General features: G+C 72.7%; 30 protein-coding genes. 20 read left to right on the plus strand and 10 right to left on the minus strand.

Annotated features, from left to right (window positions below; all coding sequences use genetic code 11):
* Window positions 1-345: 345 nt before the first annotated feature.
* On the plus strand, window positions 346-1734 hold the full coding sequence (locus ACIPSJ_RS08275) for a hypothetical protein (protein ID WP_355716018.1): 1389 nt from the start codon (window positions 346-348) through the stop codon (window positions 1732-1734).
* 30 nt (window positions 1735-1764) lie between these two features.
* On the opposite strand, the gene ACIPSJ_RS08280 is transcribed toward ACIPSJ_RS08275, so the two are convergent.
* Complete coding sequence (locus ACIPSJ_RS08280; protein ID WP_355716021.1) at window positions 1765-2178, minus strand: VOC family protein; 414 nt, start codon at window positions 2176-2178, stop codon at window positions 1765-1767.
* Between the two features lie 164 nt (window positions 2179-2342).
* Window positions 2343-3233, minus strand: coding sequence for a neutral zinc metallopeptidase (locus ACIPSJ_RS08285; RefSeq protein ID WP_401344434.1), 891 nt, complete (start codon window positions 3231-3233; stop codon window positions 2343-2345).
* Window positions 3234-3467: 234 nt separating this feature from the next.
* Here ACIPSJ_RS08285 and ACIPSJ_RS08290 point away from each other — a divergent pair, with 234 nt between their 5' ends.
* The 4 genes from ACIPSJ_RS08290 to ACIPSJ_RS08305 all read left to right on the plus strand — a co-directional run bounded on the left by ACIPSJ_RS08290 (window position 3468) and on the right by ACIPSJ_RS08305 (window position 7554).
* Window positions 3468-4343 (plus strand): hypothetical protein, encoded by an 876-nt coding sequence (locus tag ACIPSJ_RS08290; RefSeq protein WP_401344436.1) that lies wholly within the window; start codon window positions 3468-3470, stop codon window positions 4341-4343.
* A gap of 92 nt (window positions 4344-4435) precedes the next feature.
* Window positions 4436-6034 (plus strand): ABC-F family ATP-binding cassette domain-containing protein, encoded by a 1599-nt coding sequence (locus ACIPSJ_RS08295; RefSeq protein ID WP_359220575.1) that lies wholly within the window; start codon window positions 4436-4438, stop codon window positions 6032-6034.
* 369 nt (window positions 6035-6403) lie between these two features.
* Complete coding sequence (locus ACIPSJ_RS08300) at window positions 6404-6622, plus strand: helix-turn-helix domain-containing protein (RefSeq protein ID WP_046727957.1); 219 nt, start codon at window positions 6404-6406, stop codon at window positions 6620-6622.
* 128 nt (window positions 6623-6750) lie between these two features.
* Window positions 6751-7554, plus strand: coding sequence for an enoyl-CoA hydratase/isomerase family protein (locus ACIPSJ_RS08305; protein ID WP_355716030.1), 804 nt, complete (start codon window positions 6751-6753; stop codon window positions 7552-7554).
* 85 nt (window positions 7555-7639) lie between these two features.
* Here ACIPSJ_RS08305 and ACIPSJ_RS08310 read toward each other — a convergent pair whose 3' ends face one another.
* Complete coding sequence (locus tag ACIPSJ_RS08310; protein WP_359220573.1) at window positions 7640-8335, minus strand: nucleopolyhedrovirus P10 family protein; 696 nt, start codon at window positions 8333-8335, stop codon at window positions 7640-7642.
* A gap of 87 nt (window positions 8336-8422) precedes the next feature.
* Between ACIPSJ_RS08310 and ACIPSJ_RS08315 the strand changes: the two genes are divergently transcribed.
* Genes ACIPSJ_RS08315 through amaP form a run of 5 tightly spaced genes read left to right on the plus strand, consistent with a single transcriptional unit; the run spans window position 8423 to window position 10645 of the window.
* On the plus strand, window positions 8423-8887 hold the full coding sequence (locus ACIPSJ_RS08315) for an Asp23/Gls24 family envelope stress response protein (protein ID WP_359220571.1): 465 nt from the start codon (window positions 8423-8425) through the stop codon (window positions 8885-8887).
* Window positions 8888-8906: 19 nt separating this feature from the next.
* Window positions 8907-9101, plus strand: coding sequence for a hypothetical protein (locus tag ACIPSJ_RS08320; protein WP_355716039.1), 195 nt, complete (start codon window positions 8907-8909; stop codon window positions 9099-9101).
* Window positions 9098-9457, plus strand: a complete 360-nt coding sequence (locus ACIPSJ_RS08325) for a hypothetical protein (protein ID WP_359220569.1) — start codon at window positions 9098-9100, stop codon at window positions 9455-9457. The genes ACIPSJ_RS08320 and ACIPSJ_RS08325 overlap by 4 nt, the downstream gene beginning before the upstream one ends.
* Window positions 9457-10062 carry a DUF6286 domain-containing protein gene (locus ACIPSJ_RS08330; RefSeq protein WP_401344439.1) on the plus strand — a complete coding sequence of 202 codons (606 nt, stop codon included), beginning with the start codon at window positions 9457-9459 and terminating at the stop codon, window positions 10060-10062. The genes ACIPSJ_RS08325 and ACIPSJ_RS08330 overlap by 1 nt, the downstream gene beginning before the upstream one ends.
* A gap of 4 nt (window positions 10063-10066) precedes the next feature.
* Window positions 10067-10645 carry an alkaline shock response membrane anchor protein AmaP gene (amaP, locus tag ACIPSJ_RS08335; protein ID WP_401344441.1) on the plus strand — a complete coding sequence of 193 codons (579 nt, stop codon included), beginning with the start codon at window positions 10067-10069 and terminating at the stop codon, window positions 10643-10645.
* A gap of 84 nt (window positions 10646-10729) precedes the next feature.
* On the opposite strand, the gene ACIPSJ_RS08340 is transcribed toward amaP, so the two are convergent.
* The 5 genes from ACIPSJ_RS08340 to ACIPSJ_RS08360 all read right to left on the minus strand — a co-directional run bounded on the left by ACIPSJ_RS08340 (window position 10730) and on the right by ACIPSJ_RS08360 (window position 15498).
* Window positions 10730-11485 (minus strand): SDR family oxidoreductase, encoded by a 756-nt coding sequence (locus ACIPSJ_RS08340; protein WP_359220562.1) that lies wholly within the window; start codon window positions 11483-11485, stop codon window positions 10730-10732.
* A gap of 5 nt (window positions 11486-11490) precedes the next feature.
* Complete coding sequence (locus ACIPSJ_RS08345) at window positions 11491-13275, minus strand: glycoside hydrolase family 15 protein (protein WP_401344443.1); 1785 nt, start codon at window positions 13273-13275, stop codon at window positions 11491-11493.
* Window positions 13276-13345: 70 nt separating this feature from the next.
* On the minus strand, window positions 13346-14143 hold the full coding sequence (locus ACIPSJ_RS08350) for an SURF1 family protein (RefSeq protein ID WP_401344445.1): 798 nt from the start codon (window positions 14141-14143) through the stop codon (window positions 13346-13348).
* A gap of 49 nt (window positions 14144-14192) precedes the next feature.
* Window positions 14193-14426, minus strand: coding sequence for a hypothetical protein (locus ACIPSJ_RS08355; protein WP_046727968.1), 234 nt, complete (start codon window positions 14424-14426; stop codon window positions 14193-14195).
* A 79-nt stretch (window positions 14427-14505) separates the two neighbouring features.
* On the minus strand, window positions 14506-15498 hold the full coding sequence (locus ACIPSJ_RS08360; protein WP_401344447.1) for a DEDDh family exonuclease: 993 nt from the start codon (window positions 15496-15498) through the stop codon (window positions 14506-14508).
* Between the two features lie 242 nt (window positions 15499-15740).
* On the opposite strand from ACIPSJ_RS08360, the gene ACIPSJ_RS08365 reads away from it, so the two are divergent.
* The 8 genes from ACIPSJ_RS08365 (at window position 15741) to ACIPSJ_RS08400 (ending at window position 23431) form a co-directional block, all read left to right on the plus strand.
* Window positions 15741-16535, plus strand: coding sequence for an acetoacetate decarboxylase family protein (locus ACIPSJ_RS08365; RefSeq protein WP_401344449.1), 795 nt, complete (start codon window positions 15741-15743; stop codon window positions 16533-16535).
* The gene (locus ACIPSJ_RS08370; RefSeq protein WP_359220549.1) at window positions 16535-17419 is read left to right on the plus strand and encodes an SDR family NAD(P)-dependent oxidoreductase; all 885 of its coding nucleotides are present in this window, start codon (window positions 16535-16537) and stop codon (window positions 17417-17419) included. The genes ACIPSJ_RS08365 and ACIPSJ_RS08370 overlap by 1 nt, the downstream gene beginning before the upstream one ends.
* Window positions 17420-17444: 25 nt before the next feature.
* On the plus strand, window positions 17445-18731 hold the full coding sequence (locus ACIPSJ_RS08375) for an amidohydrolase family protein (RefSeq protein ID WP_401344452.1): 1287 nt from the start codon (window positions 17445-17447) through the stop codon (window positions 18729-18731).
* Complete coding sequence (locus tag ACIPSJ_RS08380; RefSeq protein ID WP_401344454.1) at window positions 18728-19960, plus strand: amidohydrolase family protein; 1233 nt, start codon at window positions 18728-18730, stop codon at window positions 19958-19960. Before ACIPSJ_RS08375 ends, ACIPSJ_RS08380 begins: the two co-directional genes overlap by 4 nt.
* 45 nt (window positions 19961-20005) lie before the next feature.
* The gene (locus ACIPSJ_RS08385) at window positions 20006-20719 is read left to right on the plus strand and encodes a VIT family protein (protein ID WP_401344455.1); all 714 of its coding nucleotides are present in this window, start codon (window positions 20006-20008) and stop codon (window positions 20717-20719) included.
* Between the two features lie 100 nt (window positions 20720-20819).
* Window positions 20820-21686, plus strand: a complete 867-nt coding sequence (locus ACIPSJ_RS08390; protein WP_401344457.1) for a sterol desaturase family protein — start codon at window positions 20820-20822, stop codon at window positions 21684-21686.
* Entirely contained in the window at window positions 21683-22348 is a 666-nt protein-coding gene (locus tag ACIPSJ_RS08395) for a lysoplasmalogenase (protein ID WP_401344459.1), read from the plus strand. Before ACIPSJ_RS08390 ends, ACIPSJ_RS08395 begins: the two co-directional genes overlap by 4 nt.
* A 36-nt stretch (window positions 22349-22384) precedes the next feature.
* Complete coding sequence (locus tag ACIPSJ_RS08400; protein WP_401344460.1) at window positions 22385-23431, plus strand: zinc-dependent alcohol dehydrogenase family protein; 1047 nt, start codon at window positions 22385-22387, stop codon at window positions 23429-23431.
* Window positions 23432-23503: 72 nt separating this feature from the next.
* Here ACIPSJ_RS08400 and ACIPSJ_RS08405 read toward each other — a convergent pair whose 3' ends face one another.
* Together ACIPSJ_RS08405 and ACIPSJ_RS08410 are read right to left on the minus strand one after the other, a co-directional pair.
* On the minus strand, window positions 23504-24514 hold the full coding sequence (locus ACIPSJ_RS08405; protein ID WP_401344462.1) for a CopD family protein: 1011 nt from the start codon (window positions 24512-24514) through the stop codon (window positions 23504-23506).
* A 132-nt stretch (window positions 24515-24646) separates the two neighbouring features.
* The gene (locus ACIPSJ_RS08410) at window positions 24647-26038 is read right to left on the minus strand and encodes a CoA transferase (RefSeq protein WP_401344464.1); all 1392 of its coding nucleotides are present in this window, start codon (window positions 26036-26038) and stop codon (window positions 24647-24649) included.
* Between the two features lie 176 nt (window positions 26039-26214).
* Between ACIPSJ_RS08410 and ACIPSJ_RS08415 the strand changes: the two genes are divergently transcribed.
* Both ACIPSJ_RS08415 and ACIPSJ_RS08420 read left to right on the plus strand, forming a co-directional pair.
* Complete coding sequence (locus tag ACIPSJ_RS08415) at window positions 26215-26568, plus strand: hypothetical protein (protein ID WP_401344465.1); 354 nt, start codon at window positions 26215-26217, stop codon at window positions 26566-26568.
* A gap of 267 nt (window positions 26569-26835) precedes the next feature.
* Window positions 26836-26988: a DUF6281 family protein gene (locus ACIPSJ_RS08420; RefSeq protein ID WP_401344467.1), complete on the plus strand. Its 153-nt coding sequence runs from the start codon at window positions 26836-26838 to the stop codon at window positions 26986-26988.
* Window positions 26989-26991: the final 3 nt, after the last annotated feature.

The raw sequence follows: 26991 nt of genomic DNA on the forward strand, positions 1-26991 counted from the left end.
TCGGGCAGACCCGCCCCGTCCTCCCCGCCGTCCCCCCCGGGCGCGCCCCGCGATGTGATTCTTCCCGCATCTGCGGTCCCACCCGGCGCGCCGCCTCGGCCCGGGTCGGAGGCCCTGATTCCAGTCGGTCGCACAGGTTCCGTTTAAGGCCGTACCACTGGCCTGAACATGTCTCCCCGCCTCCCGCCGAACCCCGTGCGTTGGCCAGCCCCGTCGCCCGCCGTGACATTCCGTTTGGGTTTTCGGACCGTCAACCGGAAGACTGCACCCGTGACGTCCCGTATCCCGCGCGACTCAAGGCTTCGACTCGTCCGAACGCGACCCCTGGCCGCCGCCCCCCGAGCGATGAACCAGCGGCCCGCGCGCCGCCCCGCACCACGCCCGCCCGAGGGCACCCCGGCCCCCGGCGAGCTGGCCAGAATGGCACGCTCCGGGCTCGCCGGAGCGGCCCGCGTCGCCCACTGGGCCGACGCGGCCCTCGGCCCCGGCAGCGACGGCGCGACCGCCGACGGCAAGGCCACCCTCGCCGACGCCACCGCCGAACGCGCGGCCGGCGACCTGGGCCTGACCGTGGCTCAGATCCGGGCCGACTGGGACACCGCCCGGCTCGCCGGTCTGGTCGAGGTGCACGGCGACAGCGCACGCCCCGGCTGGCGCCTGCGCGCCTGGGACCGCGACGACAGCGCCGTACTGCGCGGCTGGGTCGCCCTCTTCGACGCCTGGTCGCTCGCCCATCCGGAGCCCACGGACGTCGAGGCGGGCGCCGTCGCCGAGGTCGTCTCGGCCATGCCCCAGGTGCTCTCCTTCCTCCAGCTGTCCGCGGGCCCCGTCCCGGTCGAGCAGCTCCTGGACCTGCTCCGGCAGCGGGTCACCGAACTGCGCACCGAGCGGTGCGAGGTGCCCTACGACACGGAGAACGGGACCGGGTCCGCCGGGCCGGTCGCCGCCCTGCGCTCCGCCGACGCCGACCCGGCGGACCGCGCACCGGCCGAGGACCCCGCCCCCGCCGAGAACGCCGAGCTCGCCCCCCTCCTCGACTGGTCCCTGCACGCCCTCGGCTCCGTCGGCGCGCTGACCTACGGCGACGGCCAGGCCACCCTCACCCCGCTGGGCAGCTGGGCGGTCTGGGTCAAGCTGGAGCAGATCTGCGTGGCCGCGCAGAGCCCCGCCGGCAACATCGAGGTCGCCGCCGAGGAGATGCTCCGCGGCTGCGCCCAGCTCCGCCCCAACGCGGCCCGCGCCGAGTACCGCGCCTGGCTCGCCGCCCGCCCCGTCGGCGGCGCCGTCACGGAGCTCGTCGACGCCGCCCGCGGCGAGGACGCCCTGCTGCGCGGTCTCGCCTTCGAGGCGCTGCGGGTCGTCGGCGCCCCCGCCGAACCGGACGTCCGCGCGGTCGTCGACGAGCCCACCCTGCGGCCGTACGCCCTGCTGTGGCTGGCCGAGCACGACGGGGTCGACCCCGAGGACGCCCACGAGGTGCTCACCCGCGAAGAGGCCACCTGGCTCTGGGTGGACACCGCCGCCGCGGTCGCCGACCACGGCGAGGCGCCGCTGCTCGTCCGCCATCTGGAGTCGGCGCTGCAGCCCACCGTCCCCGCGCTGCTCGACGAGGTGCGCGCCGTCGGTCACCCGCGCACCGTGCAGGTCCTGGTCGCGCTCGCCGCGGCCCACCCCGACCCGGCGCTGGCCAAGGCCGTCCGCCGGGCCGCCTTCCAGGTGCACACCGGCGGATAGCCGACGGGGGCCGGGTCAGGGGGCCCCGGGTCAGGCCGTTATCTCGGGGGCGTAGGTGCCGAAGCTCCAGACGTTGCCCTCGACGTCCACGGCCATGTAGTCCCGCGAGCCGTAGTCCTGGTCCGTCGGGGGCATCAGGATCTCGGCGCCGTGGTCCACGGCCCGCTGGTGGTGTGCGTCGACGTCGTCCACGACGATGTACACCCCGGCCGGGCCCGCGCCCTCCATCGCGGCGTCGAAGCGGCCGCCGCGGCCCTTGGAACCCAGCATGATCGCGCCGTTGCCCTGCACCAGCTCGGCGTGGAGCACCATGCCGTCCTCGCCCTCGTACACCGACAGCTCGGTGAAGCCGAAGGCCTCCGTCAGCTGCTTGATCGCCGCCTTCGCGTCCGCGTACAGCAGCGACGGATAGATGCTCGGCCGTCCGCCGGTCGTACCTGCCATCCCGATCACTCCCTCGTGTGCCGGTCCCCCGAAAGCCGTCGTTCCGACCTGCTGCACAGTCTCGCACCCGGCACTGACAACGTCCCATGCCCGCACGGTCGTTGCAGGTCAGCGGCTCGGCAGCGCATCGGTCCGGCAGCGCATCGGCGCAGTGGCCCGGCGGCTCAGCGGAAGGTGTCGCAGCGGGCCATGTCCCCGGTCCGGTAGCCCTGGTAGAACCACGCCTGCCGCTGCTGCGCCGACCCGTGCGTCCAGGTCTCCGGGGTCACCCGCCCCTGGAACCGCTCCTGGATCCGGTCGTCGCCCACGGCCGCCGCCGCGTCCAGGCCGTCCCGGATGTCGGCGTTCGTCAGACTGGTGATCAGCGGCCGGCCGGTCGACTCGTCCTTCGTGGTCGTCGCGTGCCGCGCCCACACCCCCGCGTAGCAGTCGGCCTGGAGCTCCACCCGCACCGCGTTGCTGTTCACCCCGGTCATGTTGTCCTGCGACCGGCTCAACGTGCCCATGAGGTCCTGCACATGGTGCCCGTACTCGTGCGCCACGACGTACGCCTGGGCGAACGGCCCGCCGCTCGCCCCGAACTTGGACCGCAGCTCGTCGAAGAAGCCGAGGTCCAGGTAGACCTTCCGGTCGCGCGGGCAGTAGAACGGGCCCACCGCCGAGGTCGCCGTCCCGCACGCGGTGCCGACCTGCCCGGTGAAGAAGACCGTGGGGGCGGCGGTGTAGGTGCCCCGGCGCTCCTGGAACTCCTGCCTCCAGAAGTCCTGCACGCTGTTGACCACCGCCACGATCCGGCAGTCCTCCTTGGTGTTCGCGTCCTGTCCGGTACGGCAGCTCTGCTGCACCTGCGCCAGTGAGGAGGAGGCGGGCGCGGGCGAGCTGTCACCGGAGGAGAGGCCCAGCTGGTCCGGGCCGACACCGAAGAAGAGGGCGAGCAGCAGCGCGATCAGACCGGCCAGGCCGCCGCCGATGGTCGCCTTCCCGCCCGGGACCCGCCTGCCGCGCACGTCCTGGACCTCGGAGGTGTCCAGGTTCGCGTCGTCGTCGAACTGCATGGGGCACCGCCTCCTGCTCGCACCGCACCGTCCCCCGGATACCGCTGCACCCCTCCGCATCCACCTTGCGCCATTCGCGCCGCCACTTCGCGTCGGTGGCCGGACCGACCCCCGATCGGGCGACGTCCCGCGCGGCCGCCGCGTCACGCCCGGCCCCGCCTCGCGGGCGTGGCTACGCTCTGCGCCTGATCCATGGGACACGGGCACCCGACCGGGCGCCGAAGGGGGGAAACGGTGGCCGTTCTGCCGTACGGGAGGACCGCGCCACCCGAAGCGGAGAACCCCCCGGACGAAGCGGCCCACTCCTTGGCCCACCATCCGACCCGCTCCCATGTGCACTCCCCGGCGCGGCCTCCGGCGCATCACCCGGCGCACCCACCGGCCGCCCCCGCGCCGACGCACCCCACCCGGAAGCGCTCCCTCGGCCCGCTCCGCCCCCACCGCTCCCTGGCCGTCGCCGGCGCCCTCCTCGTCATGACCGCCCTGCTGGCCGTCGCCCACGCGATCCGCCCGGCCCCCTACGGCGACCACCTCACGCCCGGCACCCCTGGCCCGCCCGCGCACACCGCACGCGCGCGTGGGGACGTCGTCGAGGCCTACGAGGGGCGGAGTCTGCGGTGGCGGTACGCGCGCGTGGGCCGCCGGCCGCTCAGCGTGCTGCCCGCGCGGGGGCACGCGATCGCCCTCTGGGACGACGGGCTCGTCACCGACACCGACGGCCGCGCCGTGCGCTGGCACCGCGCCCTGCCCGCCGCCACCGGCTGGCTCCGGCGCCAGGGCGGCACCGGAGTCCTGCGCCCCCTGGGCCGGGGCATCCTCGCCGTCGTCACCCCGTCGCGCATCGCCGCCTACCGCACCGCCGACGGCGACCTGCGCTGGCTGCTGCCCGCCCGCGCGGGATGCGCGTTCCACCCGGAGCGTGCCGTTCGTCACGGCACCGCCCTGCTCGTCGCCCAGCCCTGTCGGTACGGCGCCTGGACCGCGCAGCTCGTCGCCGTGGACGACCTGGGCGGGATCGCCCCGCACCGCGCACCCCTGGGCAACGACCGCCCCGGCGCCGGCCGCCCCGAACACGCGCGCACCGAAAAAGCGCTTGCGCCGCCCCGTTAGACTTGGCCCATGGCCATTCTCCTCGCGCATTAGACGGCGGGAACGTCCTCAGCCGCCCACCCGTCACTCTCCGTACGCTCTGGAGTCTGTCCGTGATCTCCGCCTCCGGTATCGAGCTGCGCGCCGGTGCCCGCATCCTCATCGAGAACGCCACGTTCCGTGTCGCCAAGGGCGACCGCATCGGGCTGGTCGGCCGCAACGGCGCCGGCAAGACCACCCTGACCAAGGTGCTGGCCGGTGACGGCATCCCCGCCGCGGGCACCGTCACCCGCTCCGGCGAGGTCGGCTACCTCCCGCAGGACCCCCGCACCGGCGATCTCGACATCCTCGCCCGCGACCGCGTCCTGTCCGCGCGCGGCCTCGACGTACTGATCCGCAAGATGCGCGAGAACGAGCAGCGCATCGCCAACGGCCAGGGCGCCACCCGCGAGAAGGCGCTCAAGCAGTACGAGCGCCAGGAGACCGAGTTCCTCACCAAGGGCGGGTACGCCGCCGAGGCCGAGGCCGCCACCATCGCCGCCGCGCTCAACCTGCCCGACCGGGTGCTCGGCCAGCCGCTGCACACGCTCTCCGGCGGTCAGCGCCGCCGTATCGAGCTGGCCCGGATCCTGTTCTCCGACGCGGACACGCTCCTGCTCGACGAGCCGACCAACCACCTCGACGCGGACTCGATCGTCTGGCTGCGCGACTACCTGAAGACCTACCGCGGCGGCTTCATCGTGATCTCCCACGACGTCGACCTGGTCGAGACGGTCGTCAACAAGGTCTTCTACCTGGACGCCAACCGCTCCCAGATCGACGTCTACAACATGGGCTGGAAGCTCTACCAGCAGCAGCGCGAGGCCGACGAGAAGCGCCGCAAGCGCGAGCGCGCCAACGCCGAGAAGAAGGCCGCCGCGCTGCACTCCCAGGCGGACAAGATGCGGGCGAAGGCCACCAAGACGGTCGCCGCGCAGAACATGGCCCGCCGCGCGGACAAGCTGCTGGCCGGCCTGGACGCCGTCCGGGTCTCCGACAAGGTCGCCAAGCTCCGCTTCCCGGAGCCCTCGCCCTGCGGCAAGACCCCGCTGACCGCCGAGGGGCTGTCGAAGTCGTACGGCTCGCTGGAGATCTTCACCGACGTCGACCTGGCCATCGACAAGGGCTCCCGGGTCGTCATCCTCGGCCTCAACGGCGCCGGCAAGACCACCCTGCTGCGCCTGCTCGGCGGCGTGGAGCAGCCCGACACGGGCGAGGTCATCGAGGGCCACGGCCTCAAGCTGGGCTACTACGCGCAGGAGCACGAGACCCTGGACCCGGGCCGCACGGTCCTGGAGAACATGCGCTCGGCCGCCCCCGACATGGACCTCGTCGAGGTCCGCAAGGTGCTGGGCTCGTTCCTGTTCTCCGGCGACGACGTCGACAAGCCGGCCGGCGTCCTGTCCGGCGGCGAGAAGACCCGTCTCGCCCTCGCCACCCTGGTCGTCTCCTCCGCGAACGTCCTGCTCCTCGACGAGCCGACCAACAACCTCGACCCCGCCAGCCGCGAGGAGATCCTCGGGGCCCTGCGCACCTACAAGGGCGCGGTCGTCCTCGTCACCCACGACGAGGGCGCGGTCGAGGCGCTCCAGCCCGAGCGGATCATCCTGCTGCCCGACGGTGTCGAGGACCTGTGGGGCGCCGACTACGCGGACCTCGTCGCCCTCGCCTGAGAACACGTGGAACGCGTGTGTCGCCGTCGTTTGATCGAATGCCTGATCCACTGGCTATGGATCATTCGGCCTATCGGTGATCCATCATCTGTGTGAGATCTCCTCGTATCGAGGTGTGTCCTACATCGATTTCGCGGCCGATCCCATTGTCGACAAGGGGTCGGCCGCTCGTCGTGCCTGACCTGGTACTTCACGAATGAACCCGTTCGGCCGTGTGGACAACTCTCACCGGAATCACAGATTCCGCTTGTGGGGATGTGCTCCTGTCGTCACAACGATGTCTCACGGACCTTGCCGAATGGGTGGCCATCACGCCCCGGAGGGGTGATCATGAGGGGACCAGAGCGCACTTCCCATGAGGAGGCACGGGTGGCCGAGACTCTGAAGAAGGGCAGCCGGGTAACCGGCGCCGCGCGCGACAAGCTCGCGGCAGACCTGAAGAAGAAGTACGACTCCGGTGCGAGCATTCGGGCACTGGCCGAGGAAACCGGCCGCTCGTATGGCTTCGTCCACCGGATGCTCAGTGAGTCGGGTGTCACGCTGCGTGGGCGTGGCGGGGCGACGCGGGGCAAGAAAGCCGCGTCCTGACCCCGGGCGGCCCATCGGCTTCGATGGTGGCCACCCGGTCGGTCGGGTGATCGACCGGGTGGTTACTGTGCAGTCACTTAGCATGCCGTACGGCAATGCGTGATGACCGCACACATCGGAGGCGCCCCATGGCTTCGCCCGACCAGGACCTCACTCCTGTTCTCGACAAGGACGGCGTACGGCTCACCGTCGACGACGCGCTCGCCACGGTGACGCTGACCAACCCGGCCAAGCGCAACGCCCAGAGCCCCGCACTGTGGCGGGCGTTGGCCGAGGCCGGGCGGTCACTGCCGGGGTCGGTCCGGGTTGTCGTGCTGCGCGGCGAGGGCCAGTCCTTCTCCGCGGGCCTCGACCGGCAGATGTTCACGCCGGAAGGGATCCCGGGCGAGCCGACCTTCATCGAGCTCGCGCACCGCGACGACGCCGAACTCGACGCGACCATCGCCGAATACCAGGAGGCGTTCACCTGGTGGCGGCGCAACGACATCGTGTCGATCGCCGCCGTGCAGGGACACGCCATCGGGGCCGGCTTCCAGCTTGCCCTCGGCTGTGACCTGCGCGTCGTCGCGGACGACGTGCAGTTCGCCATGCGCGAGACCAGCCTGGGGCTGGTGCCGGACCTGACCGGTACGCATCCGCTGGTCTCCCTGGTGGGCTACGCCCGCGCGCTGGAGATCTGCGCGACCGGACGGTACGTGCTGGCCGAGGAGGCGGTGGCCTCCGGGCTGGCGAGCGTGGCCGTACCGGTGGGCGAACTCGACGCGGCCGTGCGGGACCTGGCCGGGGCGCTGCTGGCTGCGCCGCGGGACGCCGTGGTGGAGACGAAGGCGTTGCTGCGCGGTGCCGGGGGTCGTACGTATGACGAGCAGCGGGCCGCCGAGCGGCAGGCGCAGGCTCGGCGGCTGCGGGACCTCGCGGGGGTGGGGGAGTAGTTCGCTGCGGGCCGGTGGGGGCCGGTCGCGCCCACGCGGCGGAGCCGCACATCGAATGCGGCCCCGCGCCCCTGAGGGGCGCGCTTCAATCGACGCTTGTCACCAGTACAGCCACTGTCGGCTGATCGTCCAACGCCTCGCCGACCGTCGTACGGACCTGCCGGGCCACCTCCACGGCCCGCAGGCCGTCGCTCACCGCGACCTCCACCCGGACGTGGCGGCGCGGTAGTGCGGCGTCGAAGTGGATCTCGCGGCTCAGGGCGCCCGTGACCCGGTCCACTCCGGGCACGGTGAGCGCCGCCGCGGTGACCCTGGCCCCTTCCGGATCGGTGCCCTCCCGGACCGACGGCGGCCGAGGCGGACGTACGGCCGCCGGTTCCGCCGTGTCCTCGTCCAGCAGGTCGGTCACGCGCAGGTCCACTTCGGTCACCGCCAGTCCGAGGCGGTCCGTGGCCGCTGCCAGGGCCCGGCGCAGCGCGGCTGCTGTTGTCGGCAGGGGCTCCGCGGCGGTCGCCGCGAAGTCCGCCGTCAGGCGCAGCGGACCCGGTGGGACGGCGCCGGGCGGTGGGGGTACGGCCGGCTCCTGGACGTCGGCCGGATCCGCCGGCGCGATCCTGAGCGCACCCAGTCGTACACCCGGCACCTCGGTCGCCGCCCGTCGCAGCACCCCGTCGGCCGCCGCCTCCGCGAGCCAGGCCCCGTCGTGCGGGCCACCCAGCGGAAGCAGTCTGCCGAAGCCCAAAGGGTGCCGTACCGCCTCTGTCCATCGGTCCGCCGTCATTCCTCCAGCCTGCCGCATCACCGGGGCATGACGGGGCATCCGCACTTACCGTGGTCGCAGGACGACGACCGGAAGGGACGCGCGGCGATGAGCGAGACGGCGGCCGAGGCCGAGAAGGACCCCACGGTGACCACCCGCAAGACGACCAGACGGGGCGGCGGCGATCCGGCCTCCCGGGGGCGTACGACGATCGCCGACGGCGTCGTGGAGAAGATCGCCGGACTGGCGGCGCGGGACGTGGTCGGCGTGCACGCGATGGGCAGCGGACTGGCCCGCACCTTCGGCGTGGTGCGCGACCGGGTGCCCGGCGGCTCGAAGTCCGTGACCCGCGGGGTGAAGGCCGAGGTCGGCGAGGTGCAGACCGCGCTCGACCTGGAGATCGTCGTGGACTACGGCGTGTCGATCTCCGATGTCGCCCGCGCGGTGCGGGAGAACGTGATCGCCGCCGTGGAGCGCATGACCGGACTCGAAGTGGTCGAGGTCAACATCGCCGTGAGTGATGTGAAGCTCCCGGAGGAAGAGGAAGAAGAGCCGGAGTCCCGGCTCCAGTGACCGCTGAGGGGAGCGCACCATGAGCACGGCCGTGGTCGGCATGATCGCCGGCATGGCGCTCGGCTTCGCCGGGTACTTCGGCGGATTCGGCGCCTTCCTGCTGGTGGCCGCGTTGGGAGCGGTCGGGTTCGTCGTCGGCCGGTTCGCGGAGGGCGACATCGAACTCGGTGACTTCTTCCGCACCCGCGACGACCGGCGTGACCGTCGGCGATGACCTCCACGAGCGGTGAGACACAGAGCGCCCCGGCGGCCGTGGCGCCCGGCGAGCGCGGCGCCCTGCGGATCGCCGACCGGGTGGTGGCCAAGGTCGCCTCCCAGGCGGCCCGCGAGGCGCTCGGCGGCCTCCCGAAGGACGCCGTGCCCCCGCACGCCACGGTCGTCGTGCTCCACGAGGCGGTCCGGGTCCGGGTCCATCTCGAACTGGACTATCCGTCCGACATCGGCGCCCGGTGCGCGGCCGTGCGTCGGCATGTGGTTGAGCGGGTAGGCGCGTTGGTGGACATGGAGGTCCCGGAGGTCGCCGTCCACGTGGAACGGCTGCATCCGGCCCGGACCCAGGGGAGGGCGTGATGAGCACCGAGCAGACACAGGTCATCGAGAAACCGCCGCCTGAGACCGCACCCCCGGCCGGACGCGAGGCCCGCTTCTGGTCCCCGCGCCGCGTCCCGGCGGCCGTGGTGGCCGTGCTCGTCCTCGTGACCGCGGGCGCCTTCCTGTACGACATCGCGGCCGTACGCGCCCACCACCCCGCCATGCACTGGCGCCGCGCACTGGCCCGCCAACTCGCCGAGCGGCCCCTCGACGACACCTGGGTGCTGGCCGGCGCGGGCGTCGCCGCCGCCCTCGGCCTGTGGCTGCTGATCCTGGCCGCCACCCCCGGCCTGCGCCACCTGCTGCCCATGCGCCGCACCCACCCCGACGTCCGCGCGGGCCTGCGCCGCGACGCGGCCGCGATGGTGCTGCGCGACCGGGCCATGGAGATCTCCGGCGTCCGGCGGGTCCGGGTCCGGCTGCACCGCTCCCGGGCCCACGTCCTCGTCATCTCCCACTTCCGGGAACTCGACGAGGTACGGGCCGACCTGGACGCGACCCTCAACGACGCGATCCGCGGCCTGGGCCTCGCCCGCCCGCCCAAACTGACCCTGCTGGTGCTGCGACCCGGCCGGAAGGGGTGACGTCATGCTCGGTGCGGTCAACCGCGTACTGGTCGGACTGGCGGGCCTGCTGCTCCTCGCCCTGGGCGGCGCTGTGCTGGCCGTCGGCCTCGGCGCCCCGCCGCCGTCCTGGTGGATCCACACCGGCCGCCACGACGTGCTGCTCAGCACCGCCGAGCGCACCCACTGGCGGGCCGCGGGCTGGTGGTGGCCGACGGTCCTCGCCGCACTGGCCGTGCTGGTCCTGCTCTCCCTGTGGTGGCTGACCGCCCAACTGCGCCGCCGCCGGCTGCCCGAGGTCCTGGTGGACACCGGAGACGGCGAGAGCGCACTCCTGCGCGGCCGGGCCCTGGAGACGGTCCTCGCGACGGACGCGGCCCACCAGGAGGGCGTGGCCCACGCCCAGGCGGTCCTCCGGGGGAAGCGCACGGCCCCGGAGGTCCGGGTCTGGCTCCAACTGGAGCCGGACGTCTCCCCGGCCACGGCCCTGGACGACCTGACCGCCCAGGCCCTCGCACACGCCCGTGACTCGGCGGCCCTGAAGAAACTCCCCGCAGATGTCCGACTGACGTCAGTCAAACACCGCGCGGAGAGGGTCACTTGAAAATCCCGTCAAGAAGAAGCGCCCCGTCAGGGGCGCGGGGAACTGCGCGACCAGCCCCCACAACCCGCACCCGACGAACAACCGTCAGAACCCGTGCCTCATCCCCCCATCGACAGGAACCATGATCCCCGTCAGATAAGAAGCTCCCGGAGACATCAGGAACGCGGCCACCCGCCCGAACTCCTCCGCCGTCCCATACCGCCGCAACGGAATCCGCGACTCGTGCTCCGCTCGCGTCGCCGCCGGATCCGCGGACATCCCGTCCAGCTCGCGCACGCGATCCGTGTCGATCCGGGACGGCAGCACCCCCACCACCCGGATCCCGCGCGGCCCCAGCTCGTCCGCCAGCGACTTGGCGAACCCGGCGAGACCCGGCCGCAGCCCGTTGGAGATCGTCAGCCCGGGAATCGGCTCGTACACGGACGCGGACAGCACGAACCCGATGACACCCCCGTCCGTCAGTTCGGCCGCGGCGGCCCGGGCCAGCCGTACGGCCCCGAGGAACACCGACTCGAAGGCGCTCCGCCACTGCTCGTCCGTGTTGTCGGCGACGAACCCGGCCGGGGGCCCGCCCACGCTCACGAGGATGCCGTCGAAGCCGCCGAAGTGATCCCGCGCGACCGCGATCAGCCGCGCCGGCGCGTCCGGGTCCGCGTTGTCGACGGCGACGCCGACCGCGTTCGGGCCCAGTTCGGCGGCGGCCTCCACGGCCCGCTTCTCGTCCCGTCCGGTCACCACGACCTTCGCCCCGTCGGCGACCAGCTCCCGCGCGGTCGCGTTGCCCAGCCCGCGGGTCGCTCCGGTGACGACGTACACCCGGTCCTTCAGTCCAAGATCCATGGCCCCTATCCTGCCTGGTCGCTCCCGAACAGCGTGAGGGCGGTGTTCACCAGCCCGATGTGACTGAACGCCTGAGGGAAGTTGCCCAGCTGGCGCTCAAGCCCCGCGTCGTACTCCTCGGCGAGCAGCCCCACGTCGTTGACCAGCCCCACCAGCCGTTCGAACAGTTCCTTCGCCTCGTCGGTGCGGCCCGTCATGTGCAGCGCGTCGGCGAGCCAGAACGAGCAGGCCAGGAAGGCGCCCTCACCGCCCGGCATGCCGTCGACGCCGACCGCGTCGGTGTCGTAGCGGCGCACGAAACCGTCGTGGCCGAGGTCGTCGCGGATCGCGTCCACCGTGCCGATCACCCGGGGGTCGTCCGGCGGCAGGAAGCCCAGGCGCGGGATCAGCAGCAGCGAGGCGTCCAGCTCGCGCGAGCCGTAGTACTGCGTGAAGGTGTTGCGCTTCGGGTCGTACCCCTTCTCGCAGACCTCCCGGTGCACCTCGTCGCGGAGCGCCCGCCAGCCCTCCAGCTCGCCCTTGAGTTCCGCGTGATCCTCCAGGGTCCGCACGGCGCGGTCCGCGGCCACCCACACCAGCACCTTGGAGTGCACGAAGTGGCGGCGGCCGCCGCGCACCTCCCACAGCCCTTCGTCCGGCTGCCGCCAGCTCTTCTCCAGGAACTTCATCAGCGCGCACTGGATGGCCCACATGTGCGGCTTGGTGGGCAGACCCGCGGTGCGGCCCAGCGACAGCGAGTCCATGACCTCGCCGTAGACGTCCAGCTGGAGCTGGTCGACGGCGCCGTTGCCGACGCGTACGGGCGCCGATCCGGCGAACCCGGGCAGCCAGGGCAGTTCGAACTCGGGCAGCCGGCGTTCGCCCGCGAGACCGTACATGATCTGCAGGTCCGCCGGGTCGCCGGCGACCGCGCGCACCAGCCAGTCGCGCCAGGCCTCGGCCTCCTTGTGGTAGCCGGCGGAGAGCAGCGCGCCGAGGGTGAGGGTGGAGTCGCGCAGCCAGCAGAAGCGGTAGTCCCAGTTGCGCACCCCGCCCAGCTCCTCGGGCAGCGAGCTGGTGGCGGCCGCCACGATGCCGCCGGTCGGCCGGTAGGTGAGCGCCTTCAGGGTGATCAGGGAGCGCACGACCGCGTCCCGGTAGGGGCCGTCGTAGGTGCAGCGGGCGGTCCAGCGCCGCCAGTCGGTGACGCTGGCGCGCAGCGCCTCGTACGGGTCCACGAGCGGCGGCCGGGGCTCGTGCGAGGGGTGCCAGGTGAGCACGAACGCGACCCGCTCGCCCTCCGCGACGGTGAACTCCGAATGCGTGCCGAAGTCCTCGCCCCAGGTCCGTACGGACGGCTCGCTGCGCAGCCACACCGCGTCGGGTCCGGCCACGGCGACCCGGTTGCCGCCCGAGCGGCGCATCCACGGGATGACCGAGCCGTAGTCGAAGCGGAGCCGGAGCGTGCTCTGCACGGTGACCCGGCCGCTGACGCCCTCGATGATGCGTACGACGTCGGGGGCGCGGTCGCGCTGGGGCATCAGGTCGGTCACCCGGACCGTGCCCTCGGCCGTCTCCCACTCGGTGTCCAGGACGAGGGTGTCGGGCCGGTAGGCGCGCCGGGTGCAGACGGTGGCGCCCTGCGGGGCGATCCGCCAGTGACCGTGGTCCTCGTCGCCCAGGAGCCGGGCGAAGGAGGCGGCCGAGTCGAAGCGGGGCAGGCACAGCCAGTCGATGGAGCCGTCCCGGCCGACCAGGGCCGCGGTCTGCTCGTCGCCGATGAGGGCGTAGTCCTCGATGCGTCGGTCCACGGGAGCCGGTTTCCCGTCCGGCCGGGGGGCCAATCAGGGGGTGGGCCGGGGGAGTGACACGGGACCGCGCTCAGACGGCGGCGGGCTCCGCCTCCTCGGCCGTCTCCTGCTCGGCCGCCGCCTCCGCACGCGTGCGTGCCTCGCGGCGGGCCAGGACGAAGAAGCCGTACGGGACGCCCGCGGCGAACAGCCACCACTGGATCATGTACGCGTAGTTCAGCGGGGCGTCTTCCTTGCCCGGGTCGGAGATCTGCTCCGGGGTGTCGCCCTTGGGCTCGGGCGCGGTCTGCTGGATGTAACCGCCGAGCACCTGCTTGCCGAGCCGGCGCGCCTGTTCCGCGCTGTTGATCAGCATGATCTGACGGTCGGGCAGGCCCTTGATGTCCTTGATGCCGCTCGCCGCGGTGGTCTCGTCGGGCATCAGCCGGCCCTCGATGGTGACCTGGCCGGCCGGCGGGGCCGGGATCTTGGGGAACGCGGTCTGGCTGGGGCCGTCCGAGGGGATCCAGCCCCGGTTGACCAGCAGCACCCTGCCGTCGGCCAGGACGAACGGGGTGAGGACGTGATAGCCGACCTCGTCGTCGTCATTGGTACGGCGGCGGACGACGACCTCGTCGGCGGTGTCGAAGGTGCCGGTCGCGGTGACGGTGTGGTACCGCTCCTTGCGGGTCACCGCGTGCCCCGGCTCGGTCACCCGCTCCACGGGCACCGGCTTGGCGTGCAGCGCCTCGGCCACCAACTGGTTGCGGGCGCTGCGCTCCTCGTACCGGTGCTTCTGCCAGATCCCCAGCCGGATCATCGTGGGGATGAGAAGCAGCGAGATCAGGGTGAGGATCACCCACTGCCGGGTCAACAGGAAGCGGTACACCCCACGACCGTACAACTCGGTCGTGGGGCGCGATCGGGCGGGTACCGGGTCACACGCGGTCGACGATGCCCGCCTTCCCGGCCTCGCGGGCGCAGTGGGCGCCGCAGAACCACTGGTTCTCGGCCTCCACGCCCTGGCCGATGATCGAGACCTTGCAGTGCTCGCAGACCGGGGCCATGCGGTGGATCGCACAGGAGAAGCAGTCGAAGACATGGACCGCGCCCTGCGCGTGCACCTCGAAGGTCATTCCGTAGTCATTGCCGCATACTTCGCATTTCGCCATGCGCCACAGGGTGGGCGGTCGTCCTCGCGCGGGCGAGCGGGCGCGGGGCGAGTCGCACGGCAATCACCCGTCCGTACGGTCACTTCCCAAAGGCCGGTGCCACGTCCCGCAGCAGCTGGCCGAAGGCCGCCTCGTCGACGACCGGGGTGCCGAACTGGCGGGCCTTGACGACCTTCGACGTCCCCGAGTCGGGGTCGTTGGTGACGAGCAGGCTGGTCAGCCGCGAGATGCTGGTGGAGACATGCAGACCGGCCTCCGCCGCCCGGTCCTCCAGGAGCTCCCGGTCGACCGAGGTGTCCCCGGAGAACGCCACCCGCATGCCCTGCCGGAGCGGCGCGCCGTCCTCGTACCGCCCCGGGTTCGGGTACGGGCACGCCGGGCGCTTGCGGGACGGCCGCCAGCTGGTCGGCCGGTAGCCGCCGCCGTGGCCGCCGCTCGCCTGCTGCCCGATCCGGGGCGTGTCCGACCACTCCGTCAGCGGTCGGCACTCAAGGAGCGGCAGTCGTACGTTGCCCGCCGCCGCGGCCCGCAGACTGGGCCGGAACGCCTCCGCGAGCACCCGCGCGTCGTCCAGCGCGTGGTGCGCCCGCCGCTGCACGACACCGAAGTGCGCGGCCAGGGTCTCCAGCTTGTGGTTGGGCAGCGGCAGCGCCAGCTCCTTGGAGAGCGCGATCGTGCACAGCCGCTGCCGCACCGGGGGCTCGGCCTTCGCGCGCGCGTACTCCCGCGCGATCATCTGCCAGTCGAAGACGGCGTTGTGCGCGACCAGCACCCGGCCGTCCAGCCGGGCCGAGAACTCCTCGGCGATGTCGTTGAAGAGCGGAGCCCCTTCGAGCGCCTCGCTCGTCAGACCGTGGATCCACACCGGACCCGGGTCCCGCTCGGGGTTGACCAGCGTGTACCAGTGGTCCTCGACCTCGCCGCGCTCGTCCAGCCGGTAGACGGCCGCGGAGATTATCCGGTCGTCCCGGGCCAGTCCGGTGGTCTCCACGTCGACGACCGCGTATCCCTTCGGATACGCGGCCGGCCACGGGGTGCCGGGGGACACTGCGGTCGTACGGTCTTCGAGCATGGTCATTGAGGATACGGGCCCCGACCGACAGTCCGGTCCGTCAGGTCACCTGCGTCAGCCACCCGTTCGCATGTCCTGATAATCCGTCGCACACCCGCGCACCTTCGTCCTGATAATCCGTCGCCCGCGCGCGGACCTTTGTCCTGATTGCCCTTCGCGCGGCTATGGACCTTTTCACCGCCCGGTGCAAGCGTGCACCCCGCCCGGCGCAGACGGCGGCCGACGGAAGGGCGGTACGGCGGATGGCACGCGTACGGTACGGCGCTCGGACCGAGGCGGAGATCGGGGCCGCGCGCACCGCGCGGCTCCCGGACGTCTGGTCCACCGGGGTGGTGGCCGTCTGGGAGACCGACCCGGACGCGGTCGCGGCGGTGCTGCCGCCCCCGCTCAAACCCACCGGCCGGCCCCTGGCCCGGGTCAGCATCAGCAAGGTCCAGCTGCCCGGATACCCGCTCGGCGCGGGCTCGTTCGCCGTCGCCGCCGCCCATGGCGCGGTCGAGGGCTGGTACCCGCTGGTGATGCCGATGACCCACGAACGCGCCCTGACCGGCGGGCGCGAGGTGTTCGGCGAGCCCAAGAAGCTCGGCGAGGTGACCGTCGAACGGGAGGGCCCGGAGGTTCGCGCGGCCCTCGCCCGGCACGGCGTCGCCTTCGTGGAGGTGCGCGGCAGGGTCGACGGCCCGCTGCCGCCGCCCGCGCCCGCCCCGAAGACCGACTTCTACTTCAAGTTCCTCCCGGCCGTGGACGGTTCGGGCTTCGACGGCGACCCGCTGCTCGTGCACTGCGTACGCGAGGAGAAGGTCCGCCGACTGGAGCGCGTCACCGGGGAGGTGATCCTCCGTGAGTCGGCCTACGACCCGGTCGCCGACCTCCCCGTGCTGCGCCTGCTCGACCTCACCCTGGGCGAGAAGACCAGCGACCAGCGCGGCCGGGTCGCCGAACGGGTCGACGCCCAGGCCCTGTTGCCGTACGTCCACCAGCGGTACGACGACCCGCGCCAGATCCACGACGCGCCGCCCGAGGGAAGCGAGGCCTGATGGAGCTGCGGGCCGGACAGGTCGCCGTCGTCACGGGCGCCGCGAGCGGACTCGGGCTCGCGATGGCACGGCGGTTCGCCGCCGAGGGCCTCAAGGTGGTCCTCGCCGACGTCGAGACCGCCGCGCTGGAGAAGGCCGCCGACGGCCTGCGCGCGGAGGGCGCCGACGTGCACGCGCGCGTGGTCGACGTCGGCGTCCGCGAACAGGTCCTGGAACTCGCCGAGTCGGCCTACGACACCTACGGCGCGGTGCACGTCCTGTGCAACAACGCCGGGGTCGGCTCGGGCGCCGAGGGCCGGATGTGGGAGCACGAACCGAACGACTGGAAGTGGGCGTTCGAGGTCAATGTGTGGGGCGTCTTCCACGGCGTACAGGCTTTCCTCCCCAGGATGATCAAGTCGGGTCAACCCGGTCATGTGGTCAATACATCCTCCGGCGACGGCGGTATCGCCCCGCTCCCGACGGCCTCCGTGTACGCCGTGACGAAGGCGGCCGTGGTCACCCTCACCGAGTCCCTGTACGCCCACCTGAAGGCCGAGCACGCGCGCGTGGGCGCCTCGGTGCTCTTCCCGGGGCCGCACATGCTGCGCACGGGGCTGTGGGAGTCGCACCGCAACCGGCCCGAGCGCTGGGCCAAGGAACGGCCGCGCAGGACGCCGTACCGCAGTCTCGACCAGTGGGAGGCGGCGATGCGCGCGGCGGGCGAGGAGGTCGCCTTCACGCCCGTCGAGGAGGTCGCCGACTTCGTCGTGGCGGGCATCCGCGCGGACCGCTTCTGGCTGCTGCCCGACAGCGCGCACAGCGACGCGCAGATCCGGGCACGGGCCGCCTCGATGCTGGACCGTGCGAACCCGTCGTACCTCGAGAGCTTCATCCTGGACTGAGCACCTGGACCGACAGGGGGCAGTGGTGACCGCGTACGACGACCCATATCTGATCATCTCCTCCGACTGCCACGCCGGACTGCCCACCGAGGAGTACCGGCCCTATCTGGACGCCCGGTTCCACCGGGACTTCGACGAGTTCCTCGCCGGACGGGAGCGCCGCCGGGAGGAGATGACCCGGCTCGGCATCCGCAACGAGGCGTTCGCGGCCAAGTGGTTCCAGGACAACGAGGAGGGGCTGCGCGGGGGCTGGGACAGCGCGCAGCGCCTCAAGGAGCTGGACGGCGACGGGGTGGCCGCCGAGGTGGTGTTCCCGGACGCCGACGCGGTCGACAGCCGGACGGCCGCGCCCTTCGGGGTGGGCCTCGGCCTCTCCGGGGACCACGACCCGGAGCTGGGCATGGCGGGCGCCCAGGCCCACAACCGCTGGCTGGCGGAGTTCGTGTCGGAGCACCCCGAACGGCACTGCGGGGTCGCCCTGCTGCCCGTCACGGCACCGACGGAGCGCGTGGTCGCCGAGGTGTACCGCGCGAAGGAGTCGGGCCTCGGCGCGCTGATGATCCCGGCCATGTGGGTCGACAAGGAGCCCTACCACGACCGCCGTTACGACCCCGTGTGGGCGGCCGCCGCCGAGTGCGCGCTGCCGGTCGTCACGCACTCCGGGGCGGCCCCCCGCCACGAGTACGGCGACCATCTCGGCATCTACGTCAGCGAGGTGACGTGGTGGCCGGCCCGTCCGCTGTGGTTCCTGCTCTGGTCCGGCGCGTTCGAACGGCACCCGGGGCTGCGCTTCGGCGTCGCCGAGTCCGGCTGCTGGTGGCTGCCGAACCTGCTGTGGTTCATGGACCGCCTCTACCTCGGCGCCCACGGCGGCAAGAAGCTGTCCCCCTTCGAGGAACTGCGCCGCCCGCCGCACGAGTACCTGGACCGGCAGGTCTTCGTCTGCGCCACCAACACCAAGCGCCGTGAACTCGCCCAGCGCTACGAGATCGGCGTCGACAACATCCTCTGGGGCAGCGACTTCCCGCACCCCGAGGGCACCTGGCCCGACACGCGCGCGTGGCTGCGCCGCACCTTCCACGACATCCCGGTGGCCGAGACCCGCCGGATGCTGGGCCTCGCGGCGGCCGAGGTCTTCGGCTTCGACGTGGACCGCCTGGCCCCGCTGGCCCGCCGGATCGGCCCCACCCCCGCCGACCTCGGCCAGCAGGCCGACCAGACGGTGGTGGAGGCCTCCTGGGCCCGCTCGCGCGAGGTGGGCCGGCACTGGCTGACGGACAACGACTTCCCTGTGCTGGGAGCGGAACGATGAACGGACAGGACCGCTACACGGTGATCTCCGCCGACTGCCACGCGGGCGCCGACCTCCTCGACTACAAGCCGTACCTGGACAAGCGCCACCACGACGACTTCGACGTCTGGGCGGCGACGTACGTCAACCCGTACGAGGACCTGCTCGCCGACTCGGCCGACCGGAACTGGAACTCCGCGCGGCGGCTCGCGGAGCTGGAGGAGGACGGGATCGTCGCGGAGGTGATCTTCCCGAACACCATCCCGCCGTTCTTCCCGTCCGGGTCCCTGATGGCCCCGGCGCCGACGGCGGCCGAGTTCGAACGGCGCTGGGCGGGCCTGCGCGCCCACAACCGCTGGCTGGCCGACTTCTGCGCCGCCGCGCCCGGGCGCAGGGCCGGGGTCTTCCAGATCCTCCTGAACGACGTCGAGGAGGCGGTGAAGGAGATCCGCTGGGCGGCGGGCGCGGGGCTCAAGGGCGGCCTCCTGCTGCCCGGCACGCCCCCCGGCTCGGGCCTGCCCGAACTCCACGCGCGCGTGTACGACCCGATCTGGGCCGTCTGCGCGGAACTCGGCGTCCCCGTCAACCACCACGCCGGCTCGGCGTCCCCGCCGCTCGGCGACGAACCGGCCGCCCGCGCGGTCTTCATGGTCGAGACGACCTGGTTCTCGCACCGGGCGCTGTGGCACCTGATCTTCGGCGGCGCCTTCCGCCGCCACCCGGACCTCAAGCTGGTCCTGACGGAACAGGGCTCGGGCTGGATCCCCGGGGTGCTGGCGATGCTGGACTACTACCACGGCCGCATGCTGGCGGCGGCCACCAGGGCGACGACCGCGGAGTCGAAGTTCGGTGTCGGCCTGGCGGACTCGATGGGCGAGGCGCCGTCCGCGGTCTGGCGGGACAACTGCTTCGTCGGCGCCAGCTTCATGCGTCCGCACGAGGTACCGCTGCGCGACCGCATCGGCCTGGACAAGATCATGTGGGGCAGCGACTTCCCGCACGACGAGGGGACGTACCCCTACACCCGTGAGGGCCTGCGCTTCGCCTTCGCCGGCGTCCCGCGGGGCGAGCTCGCGGCGATGCTCGGCGGCAACGCGGCCCGCGTCTACGGCTTCGATCTGGACCTCCTGGACCCGATCGCGGCGAAGGTGGGACCGACGGTGGCCGAGATCGCCGAACCGCTGTCGACCCCTCCGGCGGACGCGACGAGTCCGGTGTTCGCGAAGGGCGCCTCGGTACGGGTCTGGTGACGTCGGTACGGCGCCCGTGGGCCTCCGGGTGCGATCCTCCCTGCTGTGACCGAACCAACGCACGACAACGAGGCCCACGGGGGAGCGCTCGGCTCCCGGCTGAACTGGCTGCGGGCGGCCGTACTGGGCGCGAACGACGGCATCGTGTCGACGGCGGGCATCGTCGTCGGCGTGGCCGGGGCGACGGGTGACCGGAGCACCCTGCTGACGGCGGGGCTGGCCGGTCTGCTCGCCGGATCCATGTCGATGGCGGCGGGCGAGTACGTGTCGGTGTCCACCCAGCGCGATTCGGAACTGGCCGCGCTGGCCCTGGAGAAGCGCGAGCTGAAGGAGCAGCCGGAGGCCGAGCTGGAGGAGCTGACCGGGCTGCTGGAGCGGCGCGGCCTCTCGCGTGAGGTGGCCGGCGAGGCGGCGGTCCAGCTCACGGAACGGGACGCCCTGCGCGCCCACGCGCGCGTGGAGCTGGGCATCGACCCGGACCAGCTCACCAACCCCTGGCACGCGGCCCTCGCCAGCTTCCTGGCGTTCACGGTGGGGGCTCTGCTGCCCCTCCTGGCGATCGTCCTGCCGCCGGCGGAGTGGCGGCTGCCGGTGACCGTGGTCTCGGTGCTGGCGGCCCTGGTCCTGACGGGCTGGGCCAGCGCACGGCTGGGTGCGGCGGCCCCGGGCCGCGCGATCCTGCGGAACGTGGTGGGCGGGGCGCTGGCCATGGGGGTCACCTATGGGGCGGGGAGGCTGCTGGGGGCGGTGGGGATCTAGCCCGTTGGCGGAGATCGCCAACAAGCAAGCGCATACCGCTGGAAATACTTGTGGGTAACAACGTCTAGCCGCGGCCGACCGGCGGTTCTACGGTGCCCCCATGCCGAACCTGCCCGATGTCGTGCTGCTGTCGATACCCGCCTTCGTGCTGCTCACCGTGATCGAGGTGATCAGCTACCGCGTCCATCCCGACGACGATGCCGCCGGGTACCAGGCCAAGGACGCGGCCACCAGCATCGGCATGGGGCTCGGGTCGCTCGTCTTCGACTTCGTGTGGAAGATCCCGATCGTCGCGATCTACACGGCGGTCTACGAACTCACCCCGCTGCGCGTGCCCGTCCTGTGGTGGACGGTCCCGCTGATGCTGCTCGCGCAGGACTTCTTCTACTACTGGTCGCACCGCGGCCACCACGTCATCCGCATCCTGTGGGCCTGCCACGTCGTCCACCACTCCAGCAGGAAGTTCAACCTCTCCACCGCGCTGCGCCAGCCCTGGACCTCCCTGACCGTCTGGCCGTTCTACGTCCCGCTGGTGGCCGCCGGTGTGCATCCGGCCGCGCTCGCCTTCTGCTCCTCGGCGAACCTCGTCTACCAGTTCTGGATCCACACCGAGCGCATCGACAAGATGCCCCGGTGGTTCGAGTTCGTGTTCAACACGCCGTCCCACCACCGTGTGCACCACGCCTCCCAGGGCGGCTACCTGGACCGCAACTTCGGCGGGATCCTGATCATCTGGGACCGGCTGTTCGGATCGTGGGTGCCCGAGGTCGAGCGACCCGTGTACGGGTTGACCAAGAACATCAACACGTTCAATCCGATCAAGGTGGCCACCCACGAGTACGCGGCCATCGGCCGGGACCTCAAGGCCGCGCGCAACTGGCGGGAGCGGGCCGGGCGGGTGTTCCGGGGGCCGGGCTGGGCGCCGCCGGCCGCCGTGGAGCAGGCCGAGGAGTCCGTGGCCGCGTGAGAGTGCCCCGGGCGCTGCTCGCCGCCTTCTTCCTCGCCACCGTCGTAGACCTCGGCTGTCTCGCCGCTGGCTTCCACGCGGGGCACGTGGTCGCCAAGGTGCTCCTGATGCCGCTGCTCGCCGCCGGTGCCGCCCGCGCGGGCGGCCCGCGGCTCCTGGTCGCCGCCCTGCTGTGCGGCTGGGGCGGCGACGTACTGCTGCTCTCCGACGCCGACCCGGCCTTCATGGCCGGCATGGCCTGCTTCGCCGCCGGACACGTCTGCTATCTCGTCCTGTTCCGCCGGCAGGGTCCGCCCCGCGCGGGCGCGCGCGTGCTCGCCGCCGGCTACGCCGCCGCCCTCGTCACCCTGGTCGCCCTGCTCTGGCCGGACCTGCCCGCCGGCCTCAGGGTCCCCGTCGCCTGCTACAGCGCCCTCCTGACGGCCATGGCGTACACCGCCGCCGTCCGGCTCGGTCCGGTGGCCGGGCTCGGCGGCGCGCTCTTCATGCTCTCCGACACCCTCATCGCGACCGGCGTCGCCGACTGGCCGCAGCTGCCCCGGCCCGACTTCTGGATCATGCTCACCTACGCGGCCGGACAGTTCCTGCTGGTCCGGGGCACCCTCGACGCGCGGCCCGCACCGGCCACGGCGTACCGTGAAGTGCGCTCGACCACCCCCTGAGCGCACCCACGACACCGCACGAGAAGGACCCTCGCCATGCGCGCCACCACCATCCACGCCCCGTTCGACATGCGCGTGGAGGACGTACCCGAGCCCGTGGTGCAACTGCCCACCGACGCCGTCGTACGGGTGCTGCGCGCCTGTATCTGCGGCAGCGACCTGTGGGCGTACCGGGGCGAGGCGGCCCGGCAGCCGGGGCAGCGCATCGGGCACGAGTTCCTCGGTGTCGTCGAGGAGACCGGCTCCGAGGTGGGCACCGTGCGGCGCGGGGACCTCGTGGTCGCGCCCTTCATGTGGTCCGACGGCGTCTGCGACTACTGCCGTGAAGGTCTGACGACGTCCTGCGAGCACGGCGGCTTCTGGGGCGCCGTGGGCTACGACGGCGGCCAGGGCGAGGCCGTGCGCGTGCCGTTCGCCGACGGCACGCTGGTCCAGCTGCCCAAGGAGGCGGCCTCCGACGACCATCTGCTGTCCGCCCTGCTGACCCTCTCCGACGTGCTCGGCACCGGCCACCACGCGGCCCTCGGCGCGGGCGCCCGTCCCGGTGCCACGGTCGCCGTCGTCGGGGACGGCGCGGTCGGCCTGTGCGCCGTGCTGGCCGCCAAGCGGCTGGGCGCCGAGCGGATCATCGCGCTCGGCCGGCACGAGGTCCGTACCGACATCGCGCGCCGCTTCGGCGCCACCGACGTCGTCGCCGAACGCGGCGACGCGGCCGTGGCCGCCGTACGCGAACTCACCCGTGGCCAGGGCGCGCACGCCGTCGTCGAGGCCGTCGGCACCGAGCAGTCCATGCGGACGGCCGTCGAGATCACCCGGGACGGCGGCGCCATCGGCTTCGTCGGCGTGCCGCACGGCAGCGGCACCGGCCTGGACCTCGGCGTGATGTTCGACCGGAACATCGCCCTGCGCGGCGGTGTCGCCCCGGTCCGCGCCTACATCCCCGACCTGCTGCCCGACGTCCTCGACGGCACGATCGACCCGTCGCCGGTCTTCGACCTGACCGTCGGCATCGAGGGCGTCCCCGACGGCTACAAGGAGATGGACGAGCGCACCGCCCTGAAGGTGCTCGTCACGAACGGCTGAACCGACGGCTGGATCAATCGCTGGATCAACGACTGAACCAACGGCTGGATCAACGATCCGATCAATGGTTGATCAAGTCCACCTGATCGGCAGCGGCAGCGCCGTCAGCACCCCCGACACCGCGACCACCGCCCCCAGCGCGACCACCTCGGCCCGCGCGGGGACGTACGCGGTCAGCGGATCGGCCGCCCGGCGCAGCCGGTACCGCGCCCACAGCGCGAGTACGGCGACGGCGGCGACGAGGATCACCTTGGCCACCAGGGTGCGCCCGTACGCCGTCGTCGTCAGCTGGTCCAGGACGGTGCCCGCGGGCATCCGCCGCAGCGCGCTCCACACGCCCGTCGCGGTGATGGCCGCGAGCAGGACGGCGGCCACGCGCGCGTAGAGACCGAGCAGCGCGGCCCCGGCCGCCCGGTCGGGCCACCGGCGCAGCATGCGCAGCGCGTACGGCAGACCGCCCACCCACAGCGTCGCGCACGTCAGATGCACCAGGGTCAGCGTGGACCCGAGCAACGGGTTGTGCTCGGGCGCGGGATGCGCGCGCAGCGCCTCGGCCACGACCACCGCCCCGAGCGGCCACACCTGGAGGACCGGGCGGCGCGCGCGGGCGCACAGTCCTGCCAGCAGAAAGGCGTTGACCTCGATCAGCGCCAGCTTGCCGTCGCGGGACTGGTAGAGGCCGCCCACGTCGACGTCGGCGAGCGAACGCGGCACCAGGTTGCCCGTCGACACCACCGACGCCAGCCCCAGCGCGGCCGCGAAACCGGCCACGGCCGCGAACACCGCCCAGCTGGACGGCCGTTCGGGCGGCGCGTCCGGCAGCCGGCGGGCCAGCCGGGTCACGAACAGCTCGCCCGCCGGCACGCACAGGGCGGCGAACAGCACCCCACGCAGCAACGCGATCCCGCCCACCCCCGGCGCCGCGGCCTCCCCGGTGTCGTGCAGCGCGACGGACGGCCCGAGCAGCGGCACCAGCGCACCCAGCGTCACCAGGGTCAGGACGGCGAAGGCCCGGCCGGTCCCGGGGCGTCTCGCGGGGCCGCTCGCGTCGGCCGCTTCGGCGGTCGGTCGTGTCACCGTCACCCCATGATCTTCGCCAGCCATGACAGAACCGGGCAAGTACAGGAAATCAACTGACCGTTCGCCAATCCACCCATTCGTTCGTTTCCGGCCACTCGCGCGGGCGCGACCACGCCCGCGCACCGGATCCCGTCCCTAGCGCGCCGGAGCCGACCCCCAGCGCGCCGGATCCGATCCCCAGGGCACCGGAGGCCGTGCCCAGTCGGACGGGCCGCCCGTGAAGGACAACGGCGGCCGGGCGTACCGCAGTCGCCCCAGCGCGCTGTCCGTCCCGGCGAGCCAGGCGTCCGGCCCCGCGTAGGGCTCACCGGCCTCGGGACCCGGCTCCGCCTCCGCCATGAGCCACCGCGCGGTCCGCGCCAGGGCCAGCCGTACGAACCTGCCACCGCCCTCGTACGACTGCTCGGTGAGTGCCCGCAGCACGCCCGCCGCCAGCAGATAGCCGGTCCCGTGGTCCAGCGCCTGCGCGGGCAGGGCACCCGGCCGCTCCGCCGAGCCCTCGATCTCCGCGATGCCGGTGGCGACCTGCACCAGGCTGTCGAAGCCGCGCCGCCCGCCCCACGGCCCGTATCCGCCCCACGCCGACACCTGGGCCACGACGAGCCCGGGCCGCCGTTCGGCCAGCGCCTCGGGGGAGAGCCCGAACCGGTCCAGGGCACCCGGCCGGTACCCGGTGACCACGACGTCCGCCGAGCCCAGCAACTCCTCGAAGGCCGCCCGGTCCGCCGTCAGGTCGAGCGTCGCCGACCGCTTTCCGAAGCCCGTGTCGGCGTGCTGGTCGGGGAGTTCGGGCAGCCACGGCGCGTCCAGGCGCAGGACGTCGGCGCCCAGCAGCGCCAGGGTGCGGGTCGCGACCGGCCCGGCGAGGACCCGGGTCAGGTCCAGGACGCGCAGCCCGGCGGCGGGCAGCAGGGGAGCGGCGGCGGAGCCGAGCGGCGGGAACACGCGCGGGGGTGCCGCGTCCAGCCGGCCCCGTTCGACCAGGGGGCGCGCGGCGACCTCGGCGGCCTGCCCGTGCGCGGCCCACTCCGCGGGCGACCGCAGCGCCACGGCGAGCCCGCCCGCGCCGTAGACCGCCTCCTCCGTCTCCACCGCGCGCCGCTCGGCGATCCGCGCCGCCACGTCCTCGACCGAGGCGTCCTCGCGCAGGCCCAGCGCGCCCAGCAGCCGGGACCTGTGGTGCGGGTAGTTGGCGTGCGTCCGCACCCACCCGTCGGCCGTACGCCAGAACCGCGACAGCGGGGCGAACGACACCGGGGCCCGCCCGTCGATCAGCACCTGCCGCTCGCTGCTGAACGCCGTCGCCACGGCTCCGTCGTCCACCAGGACCTCGCGCACCTCCGCGGCTCCGGCCCGCCGCGCGCCCAGCTCGGCCGCGGCGAGCGCGCACGCCCCCACGCACGCGCGGGCGAGCTCTCGTACCGGAAGGCGTGCCTGAAGCGTGCCCCGACGCGGCACGGTCGCGACCCGCGCGAGCAGCGAAGGATCGCCGCCCAGCGCGGACCACGCATACTTGATTCCAGTCATGATTGCATTGTGCAGTATTGATCCAATCAATCTACTGCTCAAGGATGGCGCCCGATGGGGGTTGATATCAAGCCGTTCCCGGTGCTCGCCTCCCGGGGCTCAAGTGGAACGTCGGCAGAACGATCACGACTCTCGCGCTTGTCGCTTCGCTGTCGGCGCTCGGCAGCAGCGCGAACGTGGCGGTGGCAGGGGCGGACGTCTGCGAGCTGGGAGAGGGAGACCTGACGATCAGCGACCTGCCTGCCGGCTCGTCGGTGATCAAGTGTGACGCGGTGGGGCGGGTCGTCACGTACGACGACACCGGTCTGACCGTGCCCGAGCCGGGCACGGCTGTGAGCACCGACGCGCTGGCCACCGACGGTGGGACACACGGCTTCACGATGGAGGTCGCGTCCGACGCCGCGGCGGAGGGCGCCGAGGTGGCGGACACGGACGCCCTCAGCTCGACCGGAGCCAGCAGCGACGGGGCGTACGCCACCGCTGACCGGACATCAACGACAAGTCCCAGTGCACCTCCTGGGACGGGCTGAGCACCTGGGACGCGGGCGATCTCAAGGCGATCACGTCGCTGTGACCTGCTCGCGGACCTGGCCGATGCCAGGCGTCAAGAACGATCTGCGCGAGGCCGGCGTCCGCTTCAACACCCACGATCACGACTTCACCAACAAACCGACGAGCAGTTGCACGAACAAATACGACATCCGCGCCGTCGGTACTCATGAGGCCGGAGTTCCTGTGCAACACGAAGGCCAGGCCGCTCGGCAAGGGAGACGTCCTCGGTCTCCGTAGCATCTACCGTGGGGTCGGCGGAGACCGCCTATGCCGTGACGGGTGTCTCCCCTGAGGTGGCCATCGCCGTCGGGGACACGCCTGGCGACACGACCTTCGTCGCGGTCTGCTCCGGCAACGAACTCCCGCCCGAGGTGAAGAAGTCGGTCAAGGGCTCATGACGC

Origin of the sequence: Streptomyces sp. NPDC090088, assembly GCF_044747345.1 — a bacterium.
Taxonomy (GTDB): Bacteria; Actinomycetota; Actinomycetes; order Streptomycetales; family Streptomycetaceae; genus Streptomyces.

What these genes read in the sequence shown, in the direction of transcription:
- ACIPSJ_RS08275 (WP_355716018.1), top strand. Translation starts at nt 346, where the DNA reads ATGAACCAGCGGCCCGCGCGCCGCCCCGCACCACGCCCGCCCGAGGGC.
- ACIPSJ_RS08280 (WP_355716021.1), bottom strand. Translation starts at nt 2,178, where the DNA reads ATGGCAGGTACGACCGGCGGACGGCCGAGCATCTATCCGTCGCTGCTG.
- ACIPSJ_RS08285 (WP_401344434.1), bottom strand. Translation starts at nt 3,233, where the DNA reads ATGCAGTTCGACGACGACGCGAACCTGGACACCTCCGAGGTCCAGGAC.
- ACIPSJ_RS08305 (WP_355716030.1), top strand. Translation starts at nt 6,751, where the DNA reads ATGGCTTCGCCCGACCAGGACCTCACTCCTGTTCTCGACAAGGACGGC.
- ACIPSJ_RS08310 (WP_359220573.1), bottom strand. Translation starts at nt 8,335, where the DNA reads ATGACGGCGGACCGATGGACAGAGGCGGTACGGCACCCTTTGGGCTTC.
- ACIPSJ_RS08315 (WP_359220571.1), top strand. Translation starts at nt 8,423, where the DNA reads ATGAGCGAGACGGCGGCCGAGGCCGAGAAGGACCCCACGGTGACCACC.
- ACIPSJ_RS08320 (WP_355716039.1), top strand. Translation starts at nt 8,907, where the DNA reads ATGAGCACGGCCGTGGTCGGCATGATCGCCGGCATGGCGCTCGGCTTC.
- ACIPSJ_RS08325 (WP_359220569.1), top strand. Translation starts at nt 9,098, where the DNA reads ATGACCTCCACGAGCGGTGAGACACAGAGCGCCCCGGCGGCCGTGGCG.
- ACIPSJ_RS08330 (WP_401344439.1), top strand. Translation starts at nt 9,457, where the DNA reads ATGAGCACCGAGCAGACACAGGTCATCGAGAAACCGCCGCCTGAGACC.
- amaP (WP_401344441.1), top strand. Translation starts at nt 10,067, where the DNA reads ATGCTCGGTGCGGTCAACCGCGTACTGGTCGGACTGGCGGGCCTGCTG.
- ACIPSJ_RS08340 (WP_359220562.1), bottom strand. Translation starts at nt 11,485, where the DNA reads ATGGATCTTGGACTGAAGGACCGGGTGTACGTCGTCACCGGAGCGACC.
- ACIPSJ_RS08355 (WP_046727968.1), bottom strand. Translation starts at nt 14,426, where the DNA reads ATGGCGAAATGCGAAGTATGCGGCAATGACTACGGAATGACCTTCGAG.
- ACIPSJ_RS08360 (WP_401344447.1), bottom strand. Translation starts at nt 15,498, where the DNA reads ATGCTCGAAGACCGTACGACCGCAGTGTCCCCCGGCACCCCGTGGCCG.
- ACIPSJ_RS08365 (WP_401344449.1), top strand. Translation starts at nt 15,741, where the DNA reads ATGGCACGCGTACGGTACGGCGCTCGGACCGAGGCGGAGATCGGGGCC.
- ACIPSJ_RS08370 (WP_359220549.1), top strand. Translation starts at nt 16,535, where the DNA reads ATGGAGCTGCGGGCCGGACAGGTCGCCGTCGTCACGGGCGCCGCGAGC.
- ACIPSJ_RS08380 (WP_401344454.1), top strand. Translation starts at nt 18,728, where the DNA reads ATGAACGGACAGGACCGCTACACGGTGATCTCCGCCGACTGCCACGCG.
- ACIPSJ_RS08390 (WP_401344457.1), top strand. Translation starts at nt 20,820, where the DNA reads ATGCCGAACCTGCCCGATGTCGTGCTGCTGTCGATACCCGCCTTCGTG.
- ACIPSJ_RS08400 (WP_401344460.1), top strand. Translation starts at nt 22,385, where the DNA reads ATGCGCGCCACCACCATCCACGCCCCGTTCGACATGCGCGTGGAGGAC.
- ACIPSJ_RS08410 (WP_401344464.1), bottom strand. Translation starts at nt 26,038, where the DNA reads ATGACTGGAATCAAGTATGCGTGGTCCGCGCTGGGCGGCGATCCTTCG.